The 21703-nt window shown below is 54.8% G+C and carries 21 protein-coding genes and 1 other RNA gene; 13 read left to right on the forward strand and 9 right to left on the reverse strand.

All coding sequences use genetic code 11. The annotated features are described in order from the left end of the window. Both ffs and ABF287_RS15630 read right to left on the reverse strand, forming a co-directional pair. Nucleotides 1-80: signal recognition particle sRNA small type (gene ffs, locus ABF287_RS15625), an RNA gene on the reverse strand; the annotation flags it as partial. A 72-nt stretch (nt 81-152) separates the two neighbouring features. Further along, entirely contained in the window at nt 153-2090 is a 1938-nt protein-coding gene (locus ABF287_RS15630; RefSeq protein WP_347185926.1) for a bifunctional 2',3'-cyclic-nucleotide 2'-phosphodiesterase/3'-nucleotidase, read from the reverse strand. A gap of 274 nt (nt 2091-2364) precedes the next feature. On the opposite strand from ABF287_RS15630, the gene nudC reads away from it, so the two are divergent. Both nudC and ABF287_RS15640 read left to right on the forward strand, forming a co-directional pair. Further along, the gene (nudC, locus tag ABF287_RS15635) at nt 2365-3303 is read left to right on the forward strand and encodes an NAD(+) diphosphatase (protein WP_347185927.1); all 939 of its coding nucleotides are present in this window, start codon (nt 2365-2367) and stop codon (nt 3301-3303) included. Between the two features lie 46 nt (nt 3304-3349). Beyond that, nucleotides 3350-3823, forward strand: coding sequence for an SRPBCC family protein (locus tag ABF287_RS15640; protein ID WP_347185928.1), 474 nt, complete (start codon nt 3350-3352; stop codon nt 3821-3823). Between the two features lie 76 nt (nt 3824-3899). Here ABF287_RS15640 and ABF287_RS15645 read toward each other — a convergent pair whose 3' ends face one another. Continuing rightward, the gene (locus tag ABF287_RS15645) at nt 3900-4730 is read right to left on the reverse strand and encodes a prephenate dehydratase (RefSeq protein WP_347185929.1); all 831 of its coding nucleotides are present in this window, start codon (nt 4728-4730) and stop codon (nt 3900-3902) included. A 122-nt stretch (nt 4731-4852) separates the two neighbouring features. On the opposite strand from ABF287_RS15645, the gene ABF287_RS15650 reads away from it, so the two are divergent. The 5 genes from ABF287_RS15650 to ABF287_RS15670 all read left to right on the forward strand — a co-directional run bounded on the left by ABF287_RS15650 (nt 4853) and on the right by ABF287_RS15670 (nt 11337). Further along, nucleotides 4853-5368, forward strand: coding sequence for a cytochrome c family protein (locus tag ABF287_RS15650; protein WP_347185930.1), 516 nt, complete (start codon nt 4853-4855; stop codon nt 5366-5368). A 235-nt stretch (nt 5369-5603) separates the two neighbouring features. Next, entirely contained in the window at nt 5604-7478 is a 1875-nt protein-coding gene (locus tag ABF287_RS15655) for an extracellular solute-binding protein (protein WP_347185931.1), read from the forward strand. Between the two features lie 55 nt (nt 7479-7533). Next, entirely contained in the window at nt 7534-8625 is a 1092-nt protein-coding gene (gene yejB, locus ABF287_RS15660; RefSeq protein WP_347185932.1) for a microcin C ABC transporter permease YejB, read from the forward strand. Between the two features lies 1 nt (nt 8626). Then, nucleotides 8627-9733 carry an ABC transporter permease gene (locus tag ABF287_RS15665; RefSeq protein ID WP_347185933.1) on the forward strand — a complete coding sequence of 369 codons (1107 nt, stop codon included), beginning with the start codon at nt 8627-8629 and terminating at the stop codon, nt 9731-9733. After that, nucleotides 9730-11337 (forward strand): ABC transporter ATP-binding protein, encoded by a 1608-nt coding sequence (locus ABF287_RS15670; protein WP_347185934.1) that lies wholly within the window; start codon nt 9730-9732, stop codon nt 11335-11337. The genes ABF287_RS15665 and ABF287_RS15670 overlap by 4 nt, the downstream gene beginning before the upstream one ends. A gap of 40 nt (nt 11338-11377) precedes the next feature. Here the strand turns inward: ABF287_RS15670 and ABF287_RS15675 are convergent, their stop codons facing one another. Both ABF287_RS15675 and ABF287_RS15680 read right to left on the reverse strand, forming a co-directional pair. Beyond that, nucleotides 11378-12913, reverse strand: a complete 1536-nt coding sequence (locus ABF287_RS15675) for a D-alanyl-D-alanine carboxypeptidase family protein (protein WP_347185935.1) — start codon at nt 12911-12913, stop codon at nt 11378-11380. Nucleotides 12914-13205: 292 nt separating this feature from the next. Continuing rightward, the gene (locus ABF287_RS15680) at nt 13206-13904 is read right to left on the reverse strand and encodes an HAD family hydrolase (protein ID WP_347185936.1); all 699 of its coding nucleotides are present in this window, start codon (nt 13902-13904) and stop codon (nt 13206-13208) included. Nucleotides 13905-14040: 136 nt separating this feature from the next. Between ABF287_RS15680 and clpS the strand changes: the two genes are divergently transcribed. The 3 genes from clpS (at nt 14041) to ABF287_RS15695 (ending at nt 16208) form a co-directional block, all read left to right on the forward strand. Further along, on the forward strand, nt 14041-14364 hold the full coding sequence (gene clpS, locus ABF287_RS15685; protein WP_347185946.1) for an ATP-dependent Clp protease adapter ClpS: 324 nt from the start codon (nt 14041-14043) through the stop codon (nt 14362-14364). 108 nt (nt 14365-14472) lie between these two features. Next, on the forward strand, nt 14473-15366 hold the full coding sequence (locus ABF287_RS15690) for a class I SAM-dependent methyltransferase (protein WP_347185937.1): 894 nt from the start codon (nt 14473-14475) through the stop codon (nt 15364-15366). 29 nt (nt 15367-15395) lie between these two features. Beyond that, entirely contained in the window at nt 15396-16208 is an 813-nt protein-coding gene (locus tag ABF287_RS15695) for an SDR family oxidoreductase (RefSeq protein WP_347185938.1), read from the forward strand. A 26-nt stretch (nt 16209-16234) separates the two neighbouring features. Here ABF287_RS15695 and ABF287_RS15700 read toward each other — a convergent pair whose 3' ends face one another. Continuing rightward, nucleotides 16235-16609, reverse strand: a complete 375-nt coding sequence (locus ABF287_RS15700; protein WP_347185939.1) for a hypothetical protein — start codon at nt 16607-16609, stop codon at nt 16235-16237. A 122-nt stretch (nt 16610-16731) separates the two neighbouring features. Between ABF287_RS15700 and hemF the strand changes: the two genes are divergently transcribed. After that, complete coding sequence (gene hemF / locus ABF287_RS15705; protein ID WP_347185940.1) at nt 16732-17622, forward strand: oxygen-dependent coproporphyrinogen oxidase; 891 nt, start codon at nt 16732-16734, stop codon at nt 17620-17622. Nucleotide 17623: 1 nt separating this feature from the next. Next, nucleotides 17624-18232 (forward strand): LysE family translocator, encoded by a 609-nt coding sequence (locus ABF287_RS15710; protein ID WP_347185941.1) that lies wholly within the window; start codon nt 17624-17626, stop codon nt 18230-18232. Here ABF287_RS15710 and ABF287_RS15715 read toward each other — a convergent pair. Together ABF287_RS15715 and hemE are read right to left on the reverse strand one after the other, a co-directional pair. Then, nucleotides 18229-18729 (reverse strand): GNAT family N-acetyltransferase, encoded by a 501-nt coding sequence (locus ABF287_RS15715; protein WP_347185942.1) that lies wholly within the window; start codon nt 18727-18729, stop codon nt 18229-18231. The genes ABF287_RS15710 and ABF287_RS15715 overlap by 4 nt on opposite strands. Continuing rightward, nucleotides 18726-19760 (reverse strand): uroporphyrinogen decarboxylase, encoded by a 1035-nt coding sequence (gene hemE, locus ABF287_RS15720; protein ID WP_347185943.1) that lies wholly within the window; start codon nt 19758-19760, stop codon nt 18726-18728. Before hemE ends, ABF287_RS15715 begins: the two co-directional genes overlap by 4 nt. Nucleotides 19761-19863: 103 nt before the next feature. Between hemE and hemC the strand changes: the two genes are divergently transcribed. Then, on the forward strand, nt 19864-20808 hold the full coding sequence (gene hemC, locus ABF287_RS15725) for a hydroxymethylbilane synthase (protein WP_347185944.1): 945 nt from the start codon (nt 19864-19866) through the stop codon (nt 20806-20808). Between the two features lie 18 nt (nt 20809-20826). Here hemC and ABF287_RS15730 read toward each other — a convergent pair. Beyond that, nucleotides 20827-21703 (reverse strand): radical SAM protein (locus ABF287_RS15730; protein ID WP_347185945.1); only part of this gene is annotated, 877 nt, incomplete at its 5' end.

A 21703-nucleotide genomic window follows, 5' to 3' on the forward strand; every position in this document is an offset into this window, starting at 1 on the left:
CGACCCAAACGGGACTCGTTGAGGCTGCTTCCTTCCGGACCTGACCTGGTTGGCGAGGCGCTCGCCCGCGCCAACCTCTCAAGGCATCACATAAGTGAGATGACGCGGATTCGCAAGAGGGTGGCGCAAAAACTGTCGCCATCCGCCCAAGGCTAAAGCGCGATGCGGAAAACCGCGAAACCATCCGCTCCGTCGCCCGCAGGCGTCACATCAATGCTGGTCAAATCTTGCAAGTGGTCGCTGGCTCTCGGCCCTGTTTCAAAGGTGACCGTGGTGTTGCCCAAGGGGGCAAAGGTCCAGTTGTTGTCGGCCTTTGGATCAACGACGCCCTGTTCGACGATATAGCGCACAAGGATGTCGCGATTGGTGTCGGGGCCTTCGAAAATGATCGTAGAGCCATCCGCCCCCGGAAATTCGCCACCGCCGCCTGCGCGGTAATTGTTGGTGGCGACGATGAATTCCATGTCGTCTGTGACGGGCGTGCCTTCGTATTCCAAATCGACGATGCGGGTCGCAGATTCGTTCAACAGTTCGCCCTTGGGATCAAAGCGCGAGGGTTGGCTGACGTCGATTTTGTAGGTCACGCCATCAATGACATCAGAGTTGTAGGACGGGAATTCTGGGTTCAACAGCGGCTGATCCTTGTCGCCAACCTTCACCTGTAAGAACATGCCAGCAGAGCGTTCCAGCCACCCTTTGAGCTTTGCACCCGTGATGCGCACAGCGCGGATGGTGTTGGGGTAAAGATACAGGTCTGCCACGTTTTTGATCGCAACATTTCCAGGGGCCACGTCGGTGTAATGTTCAGGCCCGCCACGCCCACCTGCTTTGAAGGGGGCGGCGGCAGAAATGATCGGCAAGCCGTCGTGTTCGGTGCCTTTGAACATGTCTTTCAGATACCAAAGCTGCGCGTTCGAGACGATTTGCACGCTGGGATCATCCGCGACCAGTGCAAAATACGAATGCAGTGGGGCTGCGCTTTGCCCGACAGCTTGGCGCACATAGGCCAGTGTTTCGTTGTGAATCTTCGCCACCGAGGCAAGCACAGTGTCGACATTTTCGACCAAGGGCGTGAGCGTGTGGCCTTGGCCGCGTTGCGCGATGGGCCGTGTTTCAACCTCAGATGTGACCACGCGCCATTCATTGCCACTGCGTTCGATCATCAGGTCGATCAGCCCAAGGTGTGAGCCCCAAAGCCCGCCCATCGTTGCGGGTTTGCCGTGGATCAGACCTTTTTTGGCATCTACGGCTTCCAAGCCTTCAAACTGTGGCGACGGAAACACAAGGTGTGAATGGCCTGTGACCAAAGCATCGATCCCGTCCAATTCGGCCAGCGGGACCGAGGCGTTTTCCATGCCATCTTTATGCTTGGCGGAGCCAATGCCAGAGTGGTTGAGCGCAATGATCAGATCTGCGCCTTTCTCTTTCATTTCAGGAATATAGGCACGCGCCGTATCGACGATATCGCGCACCTGCACGTTCCCAGCCAAATGGTGCTTGTCCCATGTCATGACCTGCGGGGGCACAAATCCGATCAGGCCGATTTTGATCGGGTGGGTTTGCCCTGACCCATCGGTGATTTCGCGGTCCAAAATCACATAGGGGGCAACCAAGGTTGTGTCGTCACGTGCCGAGCTGGCCATTTCTTTGACGACATTGGCGGACACCACAGGGAAGTTGGCGCCGTGCAGTGACTTCAGCAGAAAGTTAAGGCCATAGTTGAATTCGTGGTTGCCCAAAGTCGACGCATCATATCCCAGCGTGTTCATCGCTGAAATCACAGGATGCATGTCGCCTTCGGCCATGCCGCGCTCATAGGCGATGTAGTCACCCATCGGGTTGCCTTGTAAAAAGTCACCGTTGTCGACGAGGATCGCGTTTTGAGCTTCGGCTCGGACGTTATTTATATGCGCAGCTGTGCGCGCCAAACCCACAGAATCGCTGGGGCGGTCTGCATAATAGTCGTAGGGGAAGACATGGACATGCAAATCCGTGGTCTCCATGATGCGCAAATGCGCTTGGTTTGCGCCAGCGCGGGCTGAAAAAGGATGAAGTGCAATCAAGGCGGAGCCTGCGAGCGTTTGGGACATAAATGTCCTGCGGGTTATTTTTGCGTTCTGAGCCACTATGTTGTCCATCACGGGAGCGTTTGGTGTGATGGTGCTTGAAAAGCACGACAGAATGGTGACAGCGCATAGTGTACGCGTGTTTCGCTGTGCTTCAATTGATTTGGGTTGAGCGGGGCGACCTAATGCAACTTTTGGTTGAGTTGCCGTTGGAATGTCACACTTGCGCCACGGTCGTGATGAAGAGATGAATTTAATTTCACTAAAATGCCGACAATTGGGTCGGCGAGGATGAGACATGAATACAGAATCAGTTGCTTTTGCGGCAGGCATTTTGAAACGCAGAGACGACTTGAGAGCGCAGGCTGACACGCTTAAGGCTGCAGACAACGCACGCTTTTTGCCGCTTTGGAACTTTAAGGTGCTCATCCACGATGACGGCGGGCTGGCAACGGTACCGGCCGCGCATCCTTTGTTGACGCAGGCAGGCACGACGGTGTTCGTCGGTCTGGATGATACAGATGCGCCGGTGTTTGCCGTTGATGTCTCGCAAGCGCAGATGCTGGATGTCGATCTTGTTCAGGACGGCATTTTTGATCCAAGTGCTCAACGTCATGCGAGCACACCCGATATGACGTTTCGCGATCTCAAACTGGTCATGACAGAGCTCACGCCGCTTGATGCGGAAATCGCGGCCACGGCGCGGGCGGTTCTTGGTTGGCACAAGTCACACATGTTTTGCGCCGCCTGCGGCAAGCCAAGTGAAATTGCGCAAGGCGGTTGGCAACGCACTTGCGGCGCGTGCAACACCTCTCATTTCCCGCGCACTGACCCCGTTGTGATCATGCTGATCACGCATGGGAACGCGATCTTACTGGGGCGTAGCCCGCATTTTCCAGAAGGCATGTATTCGCTTTTGGCGGGATTCGTCGAACCGGGGGAACCGATTGAGGCGGCCGTGCGCCGTGAGGTGATGGAAGAAGCCGGCATTCCAGTGGGAGACGTGTCTTATATCACAAGTCAGCCATGGCCGTTTCCGATGACATTGATGATTGGATGCAGTGGCACGGCGCAATCGCGTGAAATCGTTGTGGACAAAGCAGAGTTGGAAGACGCGCTGTGGCTTTCGCGCGAAGACTGCGCCAGCGTTATGGCGGGCACGCACCCCAGTATTTTGCCCGTTCGCGCCGGAACCATCGCTCACTTTCTAATTACTAAGTGGCTTGCAGATAGATGAATTTGGAAGGATAGTGCCTGCATAGATTGGTTTGGGTAGTTGACGCATGAAATTCTCGACACGGCAAGATATTGAAGCACCTGCACATTTTGTCTTTGCACAACTCACAGATTTTCAAAGCATCGAAAAACAAGCGCTGCGTCGTGGTATCGAAGTTAAGCGCAAAGACGATTCTCAAATGAATGGCGTCGGTGCTGCGTGGGAGGCGAAGGTGCCTTTTCGCGGCAAATGGCGCGATCTTCATGCCGAGATTTCGCAGTTCGAGGCGCCCGAAGAGTTGGTTGCTCAAGCCAGATCTGGCGGTCTAGACATGACAATTTCGATGGAATTGGTCCCGTTGTCGCCAAAACGCACGCGTCTGATCGTCGGGTTCGATGTGCGTCCCAAGACGATTTCCGCACGCATCTTGGTGCAATCGGTCAAATTCGCCAAAACGTCTTTGCAGCGCCGGTTCGATAAGCGTGTGCTTAAGCTGAGCGGAACGATCGCTGAGCGCTTTGAAACTGGCGTGTCAGCTTAGTTTCATTAGTCTGTACCCGCAGCCGCCACACAAGATAAGCCTGTGCAATGTACCGCTGCGGAGACAGCGCATTTGGTTATGACCGACGTGGGTCTGCCGGATAAACACCCAAGATTTCGACCATTTCGGTGAAATACCCAAGTTCGTCCAACGCGAGTTTCACATTCTCGTCGTCGGGGTGCCCTTCAATATCGGCATAGAACTGTGTCGCGGTGAACACACCATCAACCATGTAGCTTTCCAGCTTGGTCATGTTGATTCCATTTGTCGCGAATCCCCCCAGCGCCTTGAACAAAGCCGCAGGGATATTGCGCAAACGGAACATAAAGGCCGTCACCATTTTATCCGCACGGCGCGAATGATCGGCCTCGCGCGACATGATCAAGAACCGCGTGGTGTTCAATTTGTGGTCTTCGATCTCGGAGGCAATAACATCCAACCCGTAAATGTCGGCGGCCAATTTTGAGGCAAGTGCGGCTTGCGTCTTGTCACCTGCATCGGCGACTTCTCTCGCGGCGCGCGCATTATCTGTGTTTGAAATGCCTTTGATGCCGTTATTGCGCAAGAATTTACCACATTGTGGCAAAATAACAGGATGCCCATGCGCGCCTGTAATGTCGCTGAGTTGCGCGCCTTTGACGCCCAATAGATTGACATGCACCCGCACAAAGGTCTCAGCGACGATATGAAGTCCTGCTTTTGGCAGCAAATGATACACGTCTTGCACACGGCCATAGGTCGAGTTTTCGACGGCGATCATTCCCAGTTCAGCGGCGCCCGACCGGACGGCTTCCAGCGCTTCTTCGAACGTCGCGCATGGCAGGGGATCAAAATCAGGGCGAGTCTCAACGCAGGCTTGATGCGAATAGGCACCAAGTTCTCCTTGAAAAGCGATACGTGCGTCCATTTGCGCCCCCATTTTTGCGAAGTTTTTGAAGTAAGTCGTTTCGTCGCGGGTCTTATACCTTGAAATGCACCGATGGAAACGGGTAGATACCCCTCAACAGATGTACATACACGGAACGCGACATGTTCGACACGATGACCCTTACTAAAGGCGTTGCAGCTTTTTGCGGCGCACTCTTGTTTTTCCTCTTCGGCTCTTGGGCTGCTGAGGCTATTTATCACACAGGCGGCGGTCACGGTGACCACAAGCAAGCTTACGTGATTGAAGTTGAAGAGACTGGCGCTGCCACTGAAGAAGTCGTCGAAATTGATTTCGGCCCTATCTTGGCCGCAGCTGATCCCGCATCCGGCGAAAGCATTTTCGGCAAAAAATGCGCGTCTTGTCACACCGTTAACGGCAGCGACAAAACAGGCCCGCACTTGGATGGGTCTTTTGATCGCGACATCGGCTCCGTCGCTGGTTTCGGCTACTCAGGTATTTTGACCGAGATCGAAGGCAACTGGACAGCTGACGCGCTGAACCACTTCTTGGAAAAACCAAAAGATTTCGCACCTGGTACTAAAATGACATTTGCTGGCTTCAAGAAAATTGATGACCGCGCAGATGTGATTGCTTACCTGCAATCGCTTGGTGGCTAAGCCCAACGCTTAAGCGCTTCGGCGGCTTTTAAAAGTTCAACCCCATCGGTTTTCCGGTGGGGTTTTCTTATGAACTGCTTGGTTTGACAGTATTGCAGGTCATATTTCGCGACAGGCTGCTCACAATTCGTCACGGTTTCTTCACAGTTGCGCAATTTGGCGGTTGGAAGACGTGCAAAAGCAGATCACATTGTGGATAAAGGTATTAACAGCCACATCCCAACGGAGGTCTTGCATGTTCCAACTGTCTCACCGCGCATTTTTAGCTGCAGCTTTGTCGAGTGTTATGATTGGAGGCGTCGGTGCCTCAGCCGCTGCAAGTGAAGAGACAATTGTCTCGACGTGGTTTTCGGATTGGGGCTCTGCCAAATACGCCGAACCCTTTGATCACTTGGACTATGTGAATCCAGATGCGCCAAAGGGTGGCGAAATTTCGATTGGCACTGTGGGCACCTTTGACAGCATGAACCCCTTTGCCACCGGCACAGGAACGCCTGCGGCTTTGTCGTCCAGCATGTACGAACGCCTTATGGCGGGAACATCCGACGAATATGCAGGCGCGGTCTATTGTTTGATTTGTGAGACGATCGAATATCCAGAAAGCCAAGATTGGGTGATTTTCCATCTGCGCAAGGATGTGACCTTTTCTGACGGTTCCCCCATGACCGCAGAAGATGCCGTGTTCACGCATTACAAATTCATCGAAGAGGGCACGCCCTCATGGCGCGCAGGCGTCAGTGCGATGATCGAAAAGGTCGAGGCGCTTGATCCTTACACGATCAAATACACGTTTATGCCAGATATTCCGCGCAAGGGCCTTATCAGCCAAGCGGGTGCGACGATTGTCATGCAGAAGAAATGGTTCGATGACACGGGCGCGCGTTTGGACGAAAAACGCAATGAGACCTCGCCTGGCACTGGCCCATACATGCTGTCTGACTTTAAATCTGGCGAATGGGTCGAATACACCCGCAACCCAGACTATTGGGGAATCAAACATCCGATAAAAGTCGGAACAGAGAATTTTGACACCATCCGTGTTGAGTATTTCGGCGACCCGATTGCGGCGTTTGAGGCGTTTAAAACGGGTGAGATTACCTTCCGCCAAGAAAACTCGTCTTTGCAATGGGCCACAGGCTATGACTTCCCTGCGTTGGACGAAGGTTGGGTTGTCAAATCGACCTTGCCAAAGGGCGCGATGCCGCCCGCGTATGGTATCTTGTTCAACCTGCGCAAAGAAAAGCTGCAAAACCGCGATGTGCGCCGTGCGCTGGGGCTGATGTTCAACTTTACATGGACCAATGAAACCTTGCAGTACGGCCTCTTTTCACAGCGCGAAAGCTTTTGGAACGCAGGCGATTTGGCCGCACAAGGTGTCGCGACAGGCAAAGAGCTGGCCTATCTCGAAGGCGTCAAGGACATGATCCCCGCCGAGATTTTGACCGAGCCTGTGACGATGGCGCATACCTCTGGGGCGCGTTCATTGGACCGCAAAAACCTGCGTAAAGCGCTCGGCCTGATGGAAAAAGCAGGCTATGTGCCGGGCGATGATGGCAAGCTGCGCGATGCTGCAGGCAACACGCTTGATATCGAATTCCTGCAATACAGCCCGAATTTTGACCGCATCATTGTGCCCTATGTGGAAAACCTCACCGCGCTGGGCGTGAACGCCAATTACAACCGCGTTGATCCCAGCCAATATCAAGCCCGCACGCAAGATTTCGACTACGACATCATCTATGATGGCTATGTGAATGGCTTTGAAGAGGGCTCTGGCTTCGATCAAAAATATGGCTCCAGTGGCGTAGACGACGTGTTCAATCCCGCAGGATATACAACGCCTGCAATTGATGCCTTGGGGCAAGATATTCTTGAGGCCGAGACCTATGACGACATGGCGGCTGCCGTGCGCGCTGCAGACCGGATCATGCGCTATGACTACTTTGTGGTGCCTGCTTGGTATGGCAGCGACTACTGGGTTGCGCATTACGATATGTTCGAACATCCGCCAGCAGACCAGTTCCCGCCGCTTGCGCTCGGGTACTTGGATTTTTGGTGGTACAACGCAGATAAAGCAGCCAAGCTCAAAGCGGCTGGTGCCATTAAGTAGCAGTTAGAACAACAGGGGTGAAAAGCCCCGACAAAACAGGTGGAGGACATCCCGAATGGGTGCCTATATTCTTCGGCGACTGTTGCTGATCATCCCAACGCTTTTGGGGATTATGATCATCAACTTTGCCCTGACGCAGTTTGTGCCCGGTGGCCCGATCGAACAGGTCTTAGCGGACATCAAAGGTGAAGGCGATGTCTTTGCCTCGATCACCGGTGGTGGTGGCGATATGGCTGTCGACATCGAAGATGGTGGTGGCACGTCCGAATACATCGGATCGCGCGGTTTGCCGCCTGAGTTCATCGCCGATCTGGAGCGCCAATTCGGCTTGGACAAACCGCCGCTTGAGCAGTTTTTACACATGATGTGGAACTACGTGCGGTTTGATTTTGGGGAAAGCTACTTTAAATCCGAAGGCGTGTTGGAATTGGTCTGGCAACGCTTGCCGGTGTCGATCTCGCTTGGCCTTTGGGCGACGCTTATTTCCTATATGATTTCGATTCCCTTGGGCATTCGCAAGGCGGTGCGCGATGGATCAAAGTTTGACACATGGACCTCTGCGATCATCATCGTGGCCTATGCGATCCCGGGATTCTTGTTTGCAATCATGCTGTTGGTGCTCTTTGCGGGCGGGTCGTATTGGCAAATCTTCCCACTGCGCGGCCTGACCTCTGCGAACTTTGATGAGTTGAGCCTGCTTGGGAAAATTGCCGATTACGCTTGGCACATCACGCTGCCTGTCTTGGCGTCGCTGATCTCGTCTTTTGCGACGCTTACGTTGCTGACGAAAAACTCGTTCTTGGATGAAATTCGCAAGCAGTATGTGGTCACAGCGCGCGCCAAGGGCCTGTCCGAAAGCCGTGTGCTTTATGGCCATGTGTTTCGCAACGCGATGTTGATCGTGATCGCGGGCTTCCCTGCGCTGTTCTTGGGCGTGTTCTTTTCGGGATCTGTGATCATCGAAACGCTGTTTTCCTTGGATGGTTTGGGGCGCTTGGGCTTCCAAGCTGCGTTGCAACGCGACTATCCCGTGATCTTTGGCACGCTGTTTTTCTTTGGCCTCATTGGCCTGCTGATCGGGATTTTGTCGGACCTAATGTATGTCTTTATCGATCCGCGGATCGACTTTGAAAAGAAGGGGTCATGACATGATGTTGTCCCCACTCAATCAACGCCGCTTGCGCAACTTCAAATCCAACCGCCGCGCTTTGTGGTCGTTTTGGATCTTCTCACTGCTGTTTGTTCTGTCGCTGTTTGCCGAATTTATCGCCAACGACAAACCCATCTTGGTGCAATATCGCGGTAGCTATTACACGCCGATTTTCAACTTCTACCCCGAAACCGAATTTGGTGGCGATTTCAGAACCGAGGCGGTGTACCGCTTTGACGAAGTCGAATGCCTGATCAAATCCGGCGGGTTGGAGGATTGCTTTGATGACCCAGAAGCGATCATCGAGGATGCCAAAGACGGCGTTGTAAACGGTGAAGCCATTGAAAAAGGCTGGATGATCTGGCCGATTATTCCCTATTCCTACAACACCCAAGTCGAAGGGCCGGGGGCCGCACCGTCGCCGCCCACCAAACAAAACTGGTTGGGCACGGACGACACCAAGCGCGATGTGACCGCGCGGGTGATCTATGGCTTCCGTATTTCCATATTGTTTGCGCTGATCGTCACCGGCGTGTCCTCTGTGATCGGCATCATTGCCGGTGCGGTTCAGGGCTATTTCGGCGGGCGCACCGATTTGATTTTCCAACGTGTGTTGGAAATCTGGGGATCGATGCCGTCGCTTTATGTGATCATCATTCTGTTTGCCATTTTGGGCAGGTCGTTCTGGCTTTTGGTGTTTGTGACCATTCTGTTCGGTTGGCCCGCGCTGACGGGCGTTGTACGGGCTGAGTTCTTGCGGGCACGCAATTTCGAATACATTCGCGCAGCCCGCGCGCTGGGCGTGTCGAACTGGACCATCATGTTCCGCCATATGTTGCCAAACGCCATGGTGGCCACCGTCACCATGTTGCCGTTTGTGATGACCGGCGCGATTGGGACGCTGGCGGGGCTCGACTTCTTGGGCTTTGGTTTGCCTACTTCGATGCCGTCGCTGGGGGAAATGACCTCTCAGGCGAAACAAAACCTCCAAGCGCCTTGGTTGGGCTTCACCGCCTTTTTCACCTACGCGATCATGCTGTCGTTGCTTGTCTTTATCTTTGAAGGCATCCGCGACGCATTTGACCCCAGAAAGACATTCCAATGAGCCTGCTGTCGTTTGAAAACCTGCATGTGTCGTTCAAGCAAGACGGCCAAAGCATCCCTGCGGTCAAGGGCGTGTCCTTTGACGTCAAAAAGGGCGAAACCGTTGCTTTGGTTGGTGAATCTGGATCGGGCAAGTCTGTCACGGCGCTGTCTTCGGTAAGCCTTTTGCCCGACAGTGCTGAGGTGTCTGGCTCAATCAAATACAACGGTCAAGAGCTGTGCGGCGCGTCCGAGGCAGAGTTGCGCAAGCTGCGCGGCAATGACATCAGCTTTATTTTTCAAGAGCCGATGACATCGCTCAACCCGCTGCACACGATTGAGAAGCAGCTGTCAGAAATTCTATTGGTGCACCAAGGTCTGCGCGGGGCGGGCGCGCAAGCTCGCGTGATTGAGCTGCTGACACAGGTGGGTATTCACAACGCCGAAGGGCGCTTGAAAGACTATCCGCACCAACTGTCCGGCGGGCAACGTCAACGCGTGATGATCGCGATGGCACTGGCCAATGGGCCGGATTTGTTGATTGCAGATGAGCCAACGACGGCTTTGGATGTGACCATTCAAGCGCAGATTTTGACGCTTTTGCGTGATTTGCAGGCCTCTGTCGGCATGTCGATGCTGTTCATCACCCACGATCTTGGCATCGTGCGCAAACTCGCGGATCGCGTCTGTGTGATGAAAGACGGCGAAATCGTTGAATCAGGCCCCACCAAAGACATCTTTGACGCGCCGAAACATCCGTATACGCAAATGCTTTTGGACGCAGAAACGGCGGGCACGCCTGCTGAGGTGCCGCAAGACGCTGAAGTCGTGGCCGAAACCAAAGACCTACGTATCTGGTTCCCGATTCAGCGCGGTCTTTTGCGGCGCACGGTGGGCTATGTCAAAGCGGTGAACGCGGCGGAATTTTCTGTGCGTGCAGGCGAAACCGTTGGCATTGTGGGGGAAAGTGGATCCGGAAAAACCACATTGGCGCTGGCAATGATGCGGTTGATCGATTCTGTTGGGCCTGTCGTCGTGCTCGGCCAAGACATCCAAGGTTGGAGCCACAAACAAGTGCGCCCGCTGCGCGCAGATATGCAGATTGTGTTTCAAGATCCCTTCGGGTCTCTGTCGCCGCGTATGACTGTGGCTGAAATCATCGCAGAAGGCTTGGGCGTGCATGGTCTTGGCGATTATACCTCTGCTGAGGCGGCGGTGATCGAAATCATGCAAGAGGTCGGGATCGACCCCGAAACACGCAATCGGTATCCGCACGAGTTTTCTGGTGGGCAGCGACAGAGGATTGCGATTGCGCGCGCCATGGTGCTGCGCCCCAGACTTTTGGTGCTGGATGAGCCCACATCAGCATTGGACAAAACCGTTCAGGTGCAGATTGTTGAGCTGCTACGTGCGCTGCAAGTGAAGTACAAACTGGCGTATTTGTTCATCTCGCATGATCTTCAGGTGGTGCGCGCACTCAGCCATAAAGTCTTGGTGATGAAGCGCGGCGATGTGGTTGAGGCGGGCGATGCAGCGCAGGTTTTCGACGCGCCGCGCGAGCCATATACACAGGCGCTGATCGCGGCTGCCTTTGATTTGGATGTGAAAGAGGGCGCTGGGGTTTAACCCGCGCCCTCTGCATTTTTTAGAGTCTCATTGGGATGATTTAGCTTGGACCCAATGTGGTGCACTCTGACCCGCGCGCTTCCAGTTTGCGGCAGGTCAGTGCGGCGACTTCTTGTGTCAAACCCAAGAAATTCGCGTTGTAGCCACCTTTGCCACGCACAACTTTTCGCAAGGCGCCGTCCAAGCTTTCCAGTTCGGATAGCGCTGTCTTAAGCAACACTTTGCGCGCTTCAAATTCCGATCCGTATGTTCCGACGTTCACGCCCCAATGGCGGCTGCCAGAGGTGGACATGCGCGTCACGATCTGTGGACCTGCGTCTTGCACTGGAGCGGCCGGCACGGTCGGTGCCATTTGCGCTGAGACGGGTTCAATAGACGCCAATTGCAGTTTCTGAGGGCGCGGCACTGGCTTGTAGCTGGCCAATACGAGTTCCGCTTTGGTCAGTTTTGGCGCCTCAGGTTTTGCAGTGACGGCGGCCACTGCCGATTCTGCGAGGGCTGCGACGACCGCATCATCCGCACTTGTGTCCGCAACCGCGTTCAAAATATCGTCGGACATGGCCAACAAGACGGTCTCTTTTTCCGGTGGCAAGTTGCGCAATGGGCGCGGGGCCGGGAAGGGGCTGGAGTTGACCGCAAGGTTTAGGCGAATGCGTTTGCTTGTCGTGCCTGTGCCATTGATGACTGTCGGCATCGTTGTTGATTTCGTTGACGGTTTTGCACTTGCAACAGCTGTGTTTTGAGACATTTTGCCCAAATACTGCGGTTTGCGTGGCTTGTTGACCGCAACGCGTGTGCCTGCCCGCTTAAAGCCAAGGTCCATCAATTCAGTGACGCGTGCGTTGCGCGTAATGGTGGAGCGGCCGCCAAAGACGGTGGTGATAATACGCTCGTTGCCTTTGCGCGCAGAGGCCACAAGGTTAAAGCCCGCAGCGGATGTGTAGCCGGTTTTGATGCCGTCAGCACCTTTGTAGCTGTTGAGAAAGCGCGTGTTGGTGTGTGACACGGTGCGCACGCCAGCATCGGCGGTCTTGCGTGAAAACAGATTGTAGTAGTCAGGGAAGTCATAAAATACGTGACGCCCCAAGACAGACATGTCGCGCGCCGTAGACAGGTGACCTTTTTCGGTCAACCCGTGCGCGTTCTTAAAGGTTGTACGAGACATGCCCAAGGCTTTGGCGGTGCGGTTCATCCGGCGCGCAAATGCGGCTTCTGACCCTTCAATCGCTTCGCCGATTGCGGTGGCTGCATCGTTGGCAGATTTCACAGCCGCAGCGCGGATCAAGTATCTCAGTTTAATTTTTTGGCCAGCCTTCAAGCCCAAGCGCGAAGGCGGCTCGCTTGCGGCGTGGCGGGAAATGGTGACTTTGGTGTCCAGCGAAATTTCGCCGTGCTCGACAGCTTCAAACGCGATGTAGAGCGTCATCATTTTGGTCAAAGACGCGGGATGCAACCGCGTGTCTGCGTTTCTGGAATGAAGGACTTTGCCGTTGCGGGCATCCATGACCATCGCTGCATATTCAGCGGCCGTCGCCTGTTGCATTGGGGCCAAGACCACAAGGAGCGCGACGAGCATAAAGGATAAAATGCTCTGTGGAACGGCGCACGCTTTAGCGCGTGCTTGCACGTTGCTTACCATAATATATCTGCCTCATTATATCGGATCGTTTCGCCCGACTTAATAAATTCAGCGTAACACAGGGTTTGAAATCCGCAAACTATCAATTTTCAGAGGGGTTTAGACTGTGCAGTTGATGCAACGCTACATATGGTGCCATCAAAACGCAGATGCGCAATATGCTCAAATTTCGGGTGCAAGGCGTTGAGGTGGATGCAAAATTTATTTGGGTGATGCGGGCGATTTTTAATCAAAGGTCTTCGATCAAATCCGGCAAAGCGCGCAAACTGTCGAGCTTTCGGTAGCGGGGATTCGCGATCGGCGGTTCGGCGTGCTCGATTGCCCATGTCAAATTATGGGGCACAAACACGCCCCATGCACCTGCATCAATGGGGGCGACAACGTCGGATTTCATCGAATTGCCAACCATCATTGCGGCACTCGGGGTCACGTTACGCTGGTTGAAAATCTGGCCATAGACCTCAGGCGTTTTCGCGGACACGATTTCAATTCCGTCGAATAGCTCCCCCAAACCGGACTGTGCCAGTTTGCGTTCTTGGTCCAAGAGATCGCCCTTGGTGATCAGCAAAATTTGGTGGGTTTCGGCCAGTTGCGCAACGGTGTCTGCCGCCCCGTCCAGCAGATGAATGGGGTGTTGCAACATGTCTTGACCCGCAAGGATCAGCTCTTTGATCACGCTGGCGGGCACTTGTTCGTCCGTCACCTCAATGGCGGTTTCGATCATGGACAAGACAAAGCCCTTGATGCCAAACCCGTAGTGACCAATGTTGCGATGCTCTGCCGCCAAAAGCCGGTCCGCGATATGATCCGGCGGCATGTAATCCGCCAGTAAATCGGCAAATCGCTCTTGGGTGATGCGAAAGAATTCTTCGTTTTCCCAAAGCGTATCGTCGGCATCAAAGGCAATTGTGGTCAATTTTGCGGTCATTTTGCACCTCTGGTTAACCTGCAAAGGCATAACCCTCTTTATTCGTCTGAAAAAGGGTCTATATAAAGCGCCCGAACCCTTCGTAATCTGTATTCCATGAATTGGAGCGCCCAGCGTGATCCGTTTGCCTTTGAAAATGTCCGATAAAGATGATCGCTTTGATGATGGTGACGTCGGTTTAGCTTTGAAGACAAAGCCCAAAACGCAGCGCCCGCCGCTGTATAAAGTGATGCTTTTGAACGATGACTACACTCCGATGGAGTTCGTGATCATCGTGTTGGAGCGTTTCTTTGGCATCGGCCATGCGCAAGCCACTGAGATCATGTTGACTGTACATAAAAAAGGTTTGGCCGTTGTTGGCGTCTTTGCCTTTGAGATTGCTGAAACCAAGGTGGCACAAGTGATGGATTTCGCGCGTCGTCATCAACACCCGCTGCAATGCACAATGGAAAAGGAATAGGCGTTCGCGCCGGACCTGCCAATGGTATCCCCAAGATTATCCCTCGTCCTTGATGGACAAGACCAGCCCCAAAAGGTTGTGGTCTATCGCCCCCGTGCCGGAGTTGATTTGAGCGACCTAAGCGGGTCTCAAGTCCACATTGTGCAGGGGTTTAAGCCTGACTATGACGCTTTTGTCGCCCAAGGCTTTGCGGCAAGCACCGCACCTGAAGGGCAATATGACCTTGGGATCGTCTGTGTGCCGCGCGCCAAACGCGAAGCGCGCGCTTTGATCGCAGATGCCGCGTCGCGCTGTGCACGCGTGATCGTGGACGGTCAGAAAACCGATGGCATTGATAGCCTGCTCAAAGATGTGCGCAAACTTGTGGATGTGACCAAGCTGATTTCCAAAGCGCACGGCAAGGCGTTTGCCTTTGCGGGCGGCGACTTTGCAGATTGGACCGATCCGGGCGCACTTGGCTCTGTTGAGGGGTTTGAAACCCGCCTTGGCGTGTTCTCTGCGGATCGTATCGATAAGGCTTCAGCGGCGCTTGTGGCTGCATTGCCAGCCAAGTTGCCAGCGAAACTGGCTGATTTTGGCGCGGGCTGGGGGTACTTGTCGCGTCATATTTTGAGCTGTGACGGCGTCAAACGCCTGACGCTTGTGGAAGCGGAAGCTACGGCCTTAGATTGTGCGCGCGCCAATATCGACGACCCGCGTGCGGTGTTCACATGGGCCGATGTCACAAGTTTTACAGCGAAACCAGGTTTTGATGGCATCATCATGAACCCACCGTTTCACACGACACGCGCCGCTGATCCTGGCCTTGGTCAGGCGTTCATCGCCTCAGCCGCGCGGTGTTTGGCACCGCATGGGCAGCTGTGGATGGTGGCCAACCGTCACTTGCCATATGAGGCCACATTGGCTGAACATTTTGGCGCTGTTGAGGAATTAGAAGGCACACCAGCCTTTAAAATTCTGCTGGCATCAAAGCCCCTTCGCGTAGGCAAAAGATCATCGTAACGTGGTGCGAATAGAATCGGAGATTTGACATGAGCTTCTCGATCGCTGGAAAAACCGCCATTGTAACAGGTGCCGCGAATGGCATTGGTCTGGCGATTGCGCGCCACTTCGAGGCCCAAGGGGCCAACGTGATGTGCGCAGATATGGACGAAGCCAAGCTTGCCGCTGAAATCGGCGAAGCGTCGGAAGATGACGGTTCCAAAATGCGCTATTTTGCGGGTGATCTGCGTCAAAAGCTGACGATTGCCAATCTGCTGTCCGCAACAATCGATGCCTTTGATGGTGTTGATATTCTTGTGAACGCGTCGCGTCAGGTGGCGAGCTGTGACCCGATGTTGGCCAAAGAAGACAAGGTTGAATACCTGATCGAACAAAACCTCATGACGAGCCTGCGGATGACGCAACAGGTGTCGAAATGGATGCGCAAAAACGCAAACCGTGACGAAAATCCAAATGGACCAGTGGGTACGATCGTGAACTTGTCGTCCATCGCGGCGCGGCGCACGCACCCAAGTTTGATGGCGTTTTCAATTTCCAGCGCTGCAGTGGATCAAATGACCCGATCCATGGCTGTCGCTTTGGCCCCTCATGGCATTCGCGTCAACGCGGTGGCATTTGGGTCCGTCATGAGCGCGAGCTTGCAAGATATTCTGACGGAAAACGAAGACTACCGCGACGAGATCATCGACAAAACGCCGCTCGGGCGCATTGCGTCGGCGACGGAAATTGCTGAAACGGTTCAATACCTCGCCTCAGATGGTGCGGGCTTTATGACCGGACAGATTTTGACGGTTGATGGCGGGCGCACCTTGGTCGACCCAGTTCGCACACCCGCACATTAAACCTCGCCCTAAAGCGCGCTTTCAGCTTATTCTGGATAGGCGGCTTTACAGGCCTCAACACCCGCCTGTGCTTGAATGGCCAAGGCGCTTTGTTTCTTGCGCAATTGCACAAGTTTCGCGGCTTCCCCGTCAAGATCGATGGCTTTGCGTTTGATCACGGTTTTTTCCACCGGCACCCAGCAATAAATGCGTGATCCGTCCTCTTTCGTGCCACAGGCCACGCGTTCATTTTCGACCACTTGGGTCTGATACAAGGCGTACCCACGCGACAAGTTGCCTTCGGCTTCGGCTATGAAACGGTTCACGGCATTCAAGTCTTGCGTTGCGCGCGAAATGCACATGCGTTGTTCCGAACAGGCTGCCAAAAGCAGCAGTGCGGGCAAAATGAGTAATGGGCGCATCGGTCGTCTCCTTATTTGGCCCCATCATAGCGCCTATTTGCCGCGCTATAAGCGCCCTTGGCACCATAGGCGTAATCCTGCTAACACGGACGCGGAAATTATCGATTAAGGACGCAGTGACCATGGATGATCTTAGAGACGAAAAAACACGTGCCTCTGCATGGTTCCGGTCTTTGCGCGATGACATCGTTGCGGCGTTTGAGGGCTTGGAAGACACGCAAACCACGGGGCCTTTCGCGGATCAACCTGCGGGGCGTTTCGAAGTCTCTGAGACCAAGCGCACGTCTGATGATGGGTCTGATGCGGGTGGCGGATTGATGTCCGTGATGCGCGGTGGCCGCGTGTTTGAAAAGGTTGGCGTTAATATTTCCACCGTGTACGGCACGCTAGGCGCGCGCGCGCAAAACGCTATGGCGGCTCGCAAAGGCCTGCCTGGAATGAAAGACGATCCGCGCTTTTGGGCGGCTGGCATTTCGCTTGTCGCGCATATGCAAAACCCCCATGCGCCTGCGGTGCACATGAACACGCGGATGTTTTGGACGCCGCATGCGTGGTGGTTCGGCGGTGGATCAGATTTGAATCCTTGTATTGAATACGACGAAGACACAGCCGCATTTCACGCCGTGCAAAAAGAGCACTGCGACCGCCATGACGCGTCTTACTACCCCAAGTTCAAAGAGTGGGCGGATGAGTATTTCTACATCCCGCACCGCAACCGCGCACGTGGTGTCGGCGGCATCTTTTTCGATGATCACTGCACAGGCGATTGGGAGGCTGATTTTGCCTTCACCCAAGACGTCGGCCGCGCCTTCTTGCCCGCCTTCCTAGGCGCCACAGAAAAACGCCGCAACACGCCTTGGAATAACGCCGACAAAGATGCGCAGCTTGTGCACCGTGGCCTCTATGCGGAATACAATCTGGTCTATGATCGCGGTACCAAATTTGGTCTGGAAACGGGCCACGATGCCAACGCCGTTCTGATGTCCCTGCCGCCTTTGGCGAAGTGGGTGTAGGGTGGACTTTGGTGACGCGCTACTCGCGTTTATTTTGGCCTCTGCCGTTGTAGAGTTAACACCCGGCCCGAACATGGCCTATCTTGCGGTGCTGTCCGCCACTGAAGGGCGCCGCGCAGGCTATGCGGCGGTGGCTGGCGTTGCCTTGGGATTGTTGGTGATTGGGCTGTTGGCGGCATTTGGGCTGGCGGCCGTCATCGCGTCGTCACCGGTTTTGTTCGAAGCTTTGCGCTGGGCCGGCGTTGCGTTTTTGCTGTGGCTGGCCTTTGACGCTTGGCGCGAGGAGACCGCCGAAGACAACGAGTTTTCAGACGAAAACGCACGCTATTTTCGGCGTGGGTTTATCGTCAATGTCCTCAATCCCAAAGCAGGCGTGTTTTATATTGCCATGTTGCCGCAATTTGTAACGCAAGGGCCGTCTGTGGCGGCGCAAACCGTGACGTTATCAGTGACTTTTGTCGTGGTCGCGACGGTGATTCATTTGGGGATTGTCATTCTTGCCGACCTTGCCCGCAATTGGATCGGGACGCAGGCGAACAGAAAGACGTTGCGGCGCGTGATGGCGCTCGCACTTGTCGCCATTGCAGTGTGGTTCGGCCTGAAAGTCTAAGCGTCGCGCAGCTGTGCGAGGTCAGTCCACGTGATTGGATAGGTGGTCACAGGTTCGCCGTAAAGCTTTTCGTCTTGAACCGGACCACGGGTTCCGCCCATCTTTTCATAGAATTGCACTGCGGGGATATTGTCCGTGATAACAGTCAGATAGACGCTTTCGACGCCTTGATCGATCATCTGTTGCGCGGCGCTTCGCATCAAGGCCGCGCCAATACCGGACCGCTTGCGCTTGGGCGTAACGTGTAGATTGTCGATATAGGCAGGCTGGCGCGAACAGATCACATAGATGAACCCATCCACATCGCCGTCTGTTTCCGACACCAGCAAAATATCTTCGGCAGACACATCCATGCCCACCCATTTGGCGCGCAGATCGTCCACGACGGGCTGACCAAGATATTCATCTGACAACAGGCAACGGTAAGCCCCGCGCCAACTGGCGATTTGGAGGGCTGCGATAGCCTCCATATCGGCGGGTTTGGCGGCGCGGATCATGCGTTTTCGCGCAGCGTTTCGATCATCAACGCCACGTTGTCTGGGTCAGCGTCAGGCGTGATGCCGTGGCCGAGGTTGAAAATATGCGGACCGTTCGCGAATGTATCGCGCACGTGGCGCACTTCGTCGATCAAGCCCTGTCCGCCTGTCACCATATGCGAGGATTTCAGGTTGCCCTGCACACAGCCATCGACCTGCACATGTTTGGCGCCCCATTCAGGGCTGACCGAATTATCAAGCGCCACACAGTCCACGCCAGTCTTTTTGGCGAAACCGATATAGCCGTCGCCTGCCTCGCGCGGGAAGCCAATAATTGGCACATTGGGGTGACGTTTTTTCAGCTCTTGCGTGATGATGCGGGCAGGGGCAACGGCGTATTTCTCGAACGCCTCGCCCTTCAAAGACCCCGCCCAGCTGTCAAAGATTTTGACCACCTCGGCACCGGCTTGGATCTGCATATCAAGATATTCAATCGTGCTGACAGTCAGTAGATCAATGACTTTTTCGAACAACGCGTTGTTGCCCTCGCGCAGCGCATGGGCGGGGCCTTGATCCGGCGTGCCGCGACCCGCAATCATGTAAGTGGCCACAGTCCAAGGCGCGCCAGCGAAGCCGATTAAAGTGGTCTCGGAGGGCAGTTCAGAGGACAGGATTTTCACGGTCTCATAGACGGGGTTCAACACCTTGTGGATGTCGTCTTTTCCCAAGAGCGGCGCGAAATCTTCGTCTTTGGTGATGGTCGACAGGCGCGGGCCTTCACCGGTGACAAACCACAGATCAGCGCCCAAAGCTTGGGGCAACAGCAGAATGTCAGCGAACAAAATGGCGGCATCGAAACCAAAGCGACGAATGGGCTGCAAGGTGACTTCGGCAGCCAGTTCGGGGTTGTAACACAGCTTCAAAAAATCACCGGCTTGGGCACGTGTCGCGCGGTACTCTGGCAAATACCGTCCTGCTTGGCGCATCATCCAAATCGGAGGTACGGCCTGCGTTTCGCCGCGTAGCGCTTTGAGGATTGTTTTGTCTGCCATGTTCCGCCCTTCCAAAATTGCTTGGACGTTGGTCTCGCGCCTGCGCGGTTTTGTCAAGCATTCCATGCTTGTCAGGCCATCACGTCGCAGGTAAATCTCGGTTATGACAGTCACACTCCCAACCCCCGCTCGCACTCTGAAAATCGGCACCCGTGGTTCTCCGCTGGCGCTGGCTCAGGCTCATGAAACCCGCGCGCGACTTATGGCGGCTTTTGCCCTTCCGATTGAGGCATTTGACGTGGTGGTGATTTCGACCCAAGGGGATCGCGTGCAAGATCGTGCGCTGAAAGAAATCGGCGGCAAGGGGCTGTTTACCCGCGAAATCGAAGACCAGCTTTTGGCGGGCGACATCGACATCGCGGTGCATTCGATGAAAGACATGCCTGTGGATCAGCCCGAGGGTTTAATCTTGGATTGCTACCTGCCGCGCGAAAATCCTTGCGATGCTTTTGTGACGCTGAATGGTGGCACTTTGGCCGATCTGCCGCAGGGCGCTGTTGTGGGCACCTCGTCTTTGCGTCGCAAAGCGCAGCTGTTGCACCGTCGTCCTGATTTGGACGTCGTCGAATTTCGCGGCAATGTGCAAACGCGGCTTAAGAAATTGAAAGAGGGTGTGGCAGAAGCGACGTTCTTGGCGATGGCGGGGCTTAATCGCCTGAACGCCGCCGATGTGCCACGCACAGAAATTGCACCTGACGAGATGCTGCCTGCGGTGGCACAAGGCGCGATTGGGATCGAACGTCGCCTTGATGATGACAACACCCATGCGCTGTTGGAGGTGTTGCATCACGTGCCCACGGGCCAACGTTTGGCTGCTGAACGCGCGTTTTTGGCTGCCCTTGACGGGTCGTGCGAAACTCCGATTGCGGGGCTTGCGACACTTGAAGGCGACAGCCTGCGTCTGCGCGGTGAAATCCTGCGCACGGATGGATCAGAGGCGCTGGCCGATGAGATCAGCGGCCCGATTGAAGAGGGCGCGTCTTTGGGCGAAACACTGGCCAAGCGTCTTTTGGCCCGCGCAGGCGACGGGTTTTTCGACTGGAAATAAGAGCGCTAAAACGCAGGCTCACACAGCGCTAGAATGTTGCGCCTGCGACATCGCATAGGTGTCGAAATGCTTGGCGATCATGCGGGTCAATGGCCGCGCGTGTTCGCAAATTTCGATAGCGGCGTGCGAGATGCCAAGCATCTTTGGAAAGGCCGCAGCGACACCCCTGGCGAAGGCGTCAAAGTCGGTTTGCGACAAGGCAAACTGATTGTGTAAATCGTCATACGTCACGCGAAAATCACACATCAACGCTTCGATGATCCGCCCACGCAGGTGGTCGTCTGCGGTGAAGGTATGCCCTTTGGTGATGGGCAATTGCCCCGCTCGCACCCGTTTTTGATAGTCAGATGTAGATGGCGCGTTTTGTGCATAGCCTTGGGCGTATTTCGCAATAGACGACGCGCCGACACCGATCATGGTTTGATATTTGTCATCTGTGTAGCCTTGGAAATTGCGGCGCAATTTGCCTGCGCGCGCGGCCACTTCCAGACCGTCGCCCTTGCGGGCAAAGTGGTCGATGCCGATCTCTGCATACCCATCCATCGAAAACAGATCGCGCGCGACGTTGAACAGCTCTAGGCGTTCTTCAGGCGTGGGCAATTCGTCGGTGGGAATCATCGACTGACGGCGTGCCACCCACGGCACATGGGCATAGCCAAACAGCGCCACACGGTCGGGCGACAGCGACAAAAGCTTGTTCACACTGTCGGCGATCTTTTCGCGGGTTTGTCCGGGCAGCCCGTATAAAATATCGGCATTGAGCGATTTGATCCCACGTGCGCGCAATCCATCAACGGCGGCTTTGGTGACCGCGTAAGATTGGATGCGCCCAATGGTTTCTTGGATTTGCGGATCAAAATCTTGCACGCCAATCGAGGCGCGGTTCATGCCAGCA

The organism is Pacificibacter sp., from assembly GCF_039769035.1.
Lineage (GTDB): Bacteria > Pseudomonadota > Alphaproteobacteria > Rhodobacterales > Rhodobacteraceae > Celeribacter.

Bases quoted from the DNA above. Each gene is read 5' to 3' on its own strand.
- ABF287_RS15630 (WP_347185926.1), bottom strand. From the start codon at position 2,090: ATGTCCCAAACGCTCGCAGGCTCCGCCTTGATTGCACTTCATCCTTTT.
- nudC (WP_347185927.1), top strand. From the start codon at position 2,365: ATGAATACAGAATCAGTTGCTTTTGCGGCAGGCATTTTGAAACGCAGA.
- ABF287_RS15640 (WP_347185928.1), top strand. From the start codon at position 3,350: ATGAAATTCTCGACACGGCAAGATATTGAAGCACCTGCACATTTTGTC.
- ABF287_RS15645 (WP_347185929.1), bottom strand. From the start codon at position 4,730: ATGGACGCACGTATCGCTTTTCAAGGAGAACTTGGTGCCTATTCGCAT.
- ABF287_RS15650 (WP_347185930.1), top strand. From the start codon at position 4,853: ATGTTCGACACGATGACCCTTACTAAAGGCGTTGCAGCTTTTTGCGGC.
- ABF287_RS15655 (WP_347185931.1), top strand. From the start codon at position 5,604: ATGTTCCAACTGTCTCACCGCGCATTTTTAGCTGCAGCTTTGTCGAGT.
- yejB (WP_347185932.1), top strand. From the start codon at position 7,534: ATGGGTGCCTATATTCTTCGGCGACTGTTGCTGATCATCCCAACGCTT.
- ABF287_RS15665 (WP_347185933.1), top strand. From the start codon at position 8,627: ATGATGTTGTCCCCACTCAATCAACGCCGCTTGCGCAACTTCAAATCC.
- ABF287_RS15670 (WP_347185934.1), top strand. From the start codon at position 9,730: ATGAGCCTGCTGTCGTTTGAAAACCTGCATGTGTCGTTCAAGCAAGAC.
- ABF287_RS15675 (WP_347185935.1), bottom strand. From the start codon at position 12,913: ATGCTCGTCGCGCTCCTTGTGGTCTTGGCCCCAATGCAACAGGCGACG.
- ABF287_RS15680 (WP_347185936.1), bottom strand. From the start codon at position 13,904: ATGACCGCAAAATTGACCACAATTGCCTTTGATGCCGACGATACGCTT.
- clpS (WP_347185946.1), top strand. From the start codon at position 14,041: ATGTCCGATAAAGATGATCGCTTTGATGATGGTGACGTCGGTTTAGCT.
- ABF287_RS15695 (WP_347185938.1), top strand. From the start codon at position 15,396: ATGAGCTTCTCGATCGCTGGAAAAACCGCCATTGTAACAGGTGCCGCG.
- ABF287_RS15700 (WP_347185939.1), bottom strand. From the start codon at position 16,609: ATGCGCCCATTACTCATTTTGCCCGCACTGCTGCTTTTGGCAGCCTGT.
- hemF (WP_347185940.1), top strand. From the start codon at position 16,732: ATGGATGATCTTAGAGACGAAAAAACACGTGCCTCTGCATGGTTCCGG.
- ABF287_RS15715 (WP_347185942.1), bottom strand. From the start codon at position 18,729: ATGATCCGCGCCGCCAAACCCGCCGATATGGAGGCTATCGCAGCCCTC.
- hemE (WP_347185943.1), bottom strand. From the start codon at position 19,760: ATGGCAGACAAAACAATCCTCAAAGCGCTACGCGGCGAAACGCAGGCC.
- hemC (WP_347185944.1), top strand. From the start codon at position 19,864: ATGACAGTCACACTCCCAACCCCCGCTCGCACTCTGAAAATCGGCACC.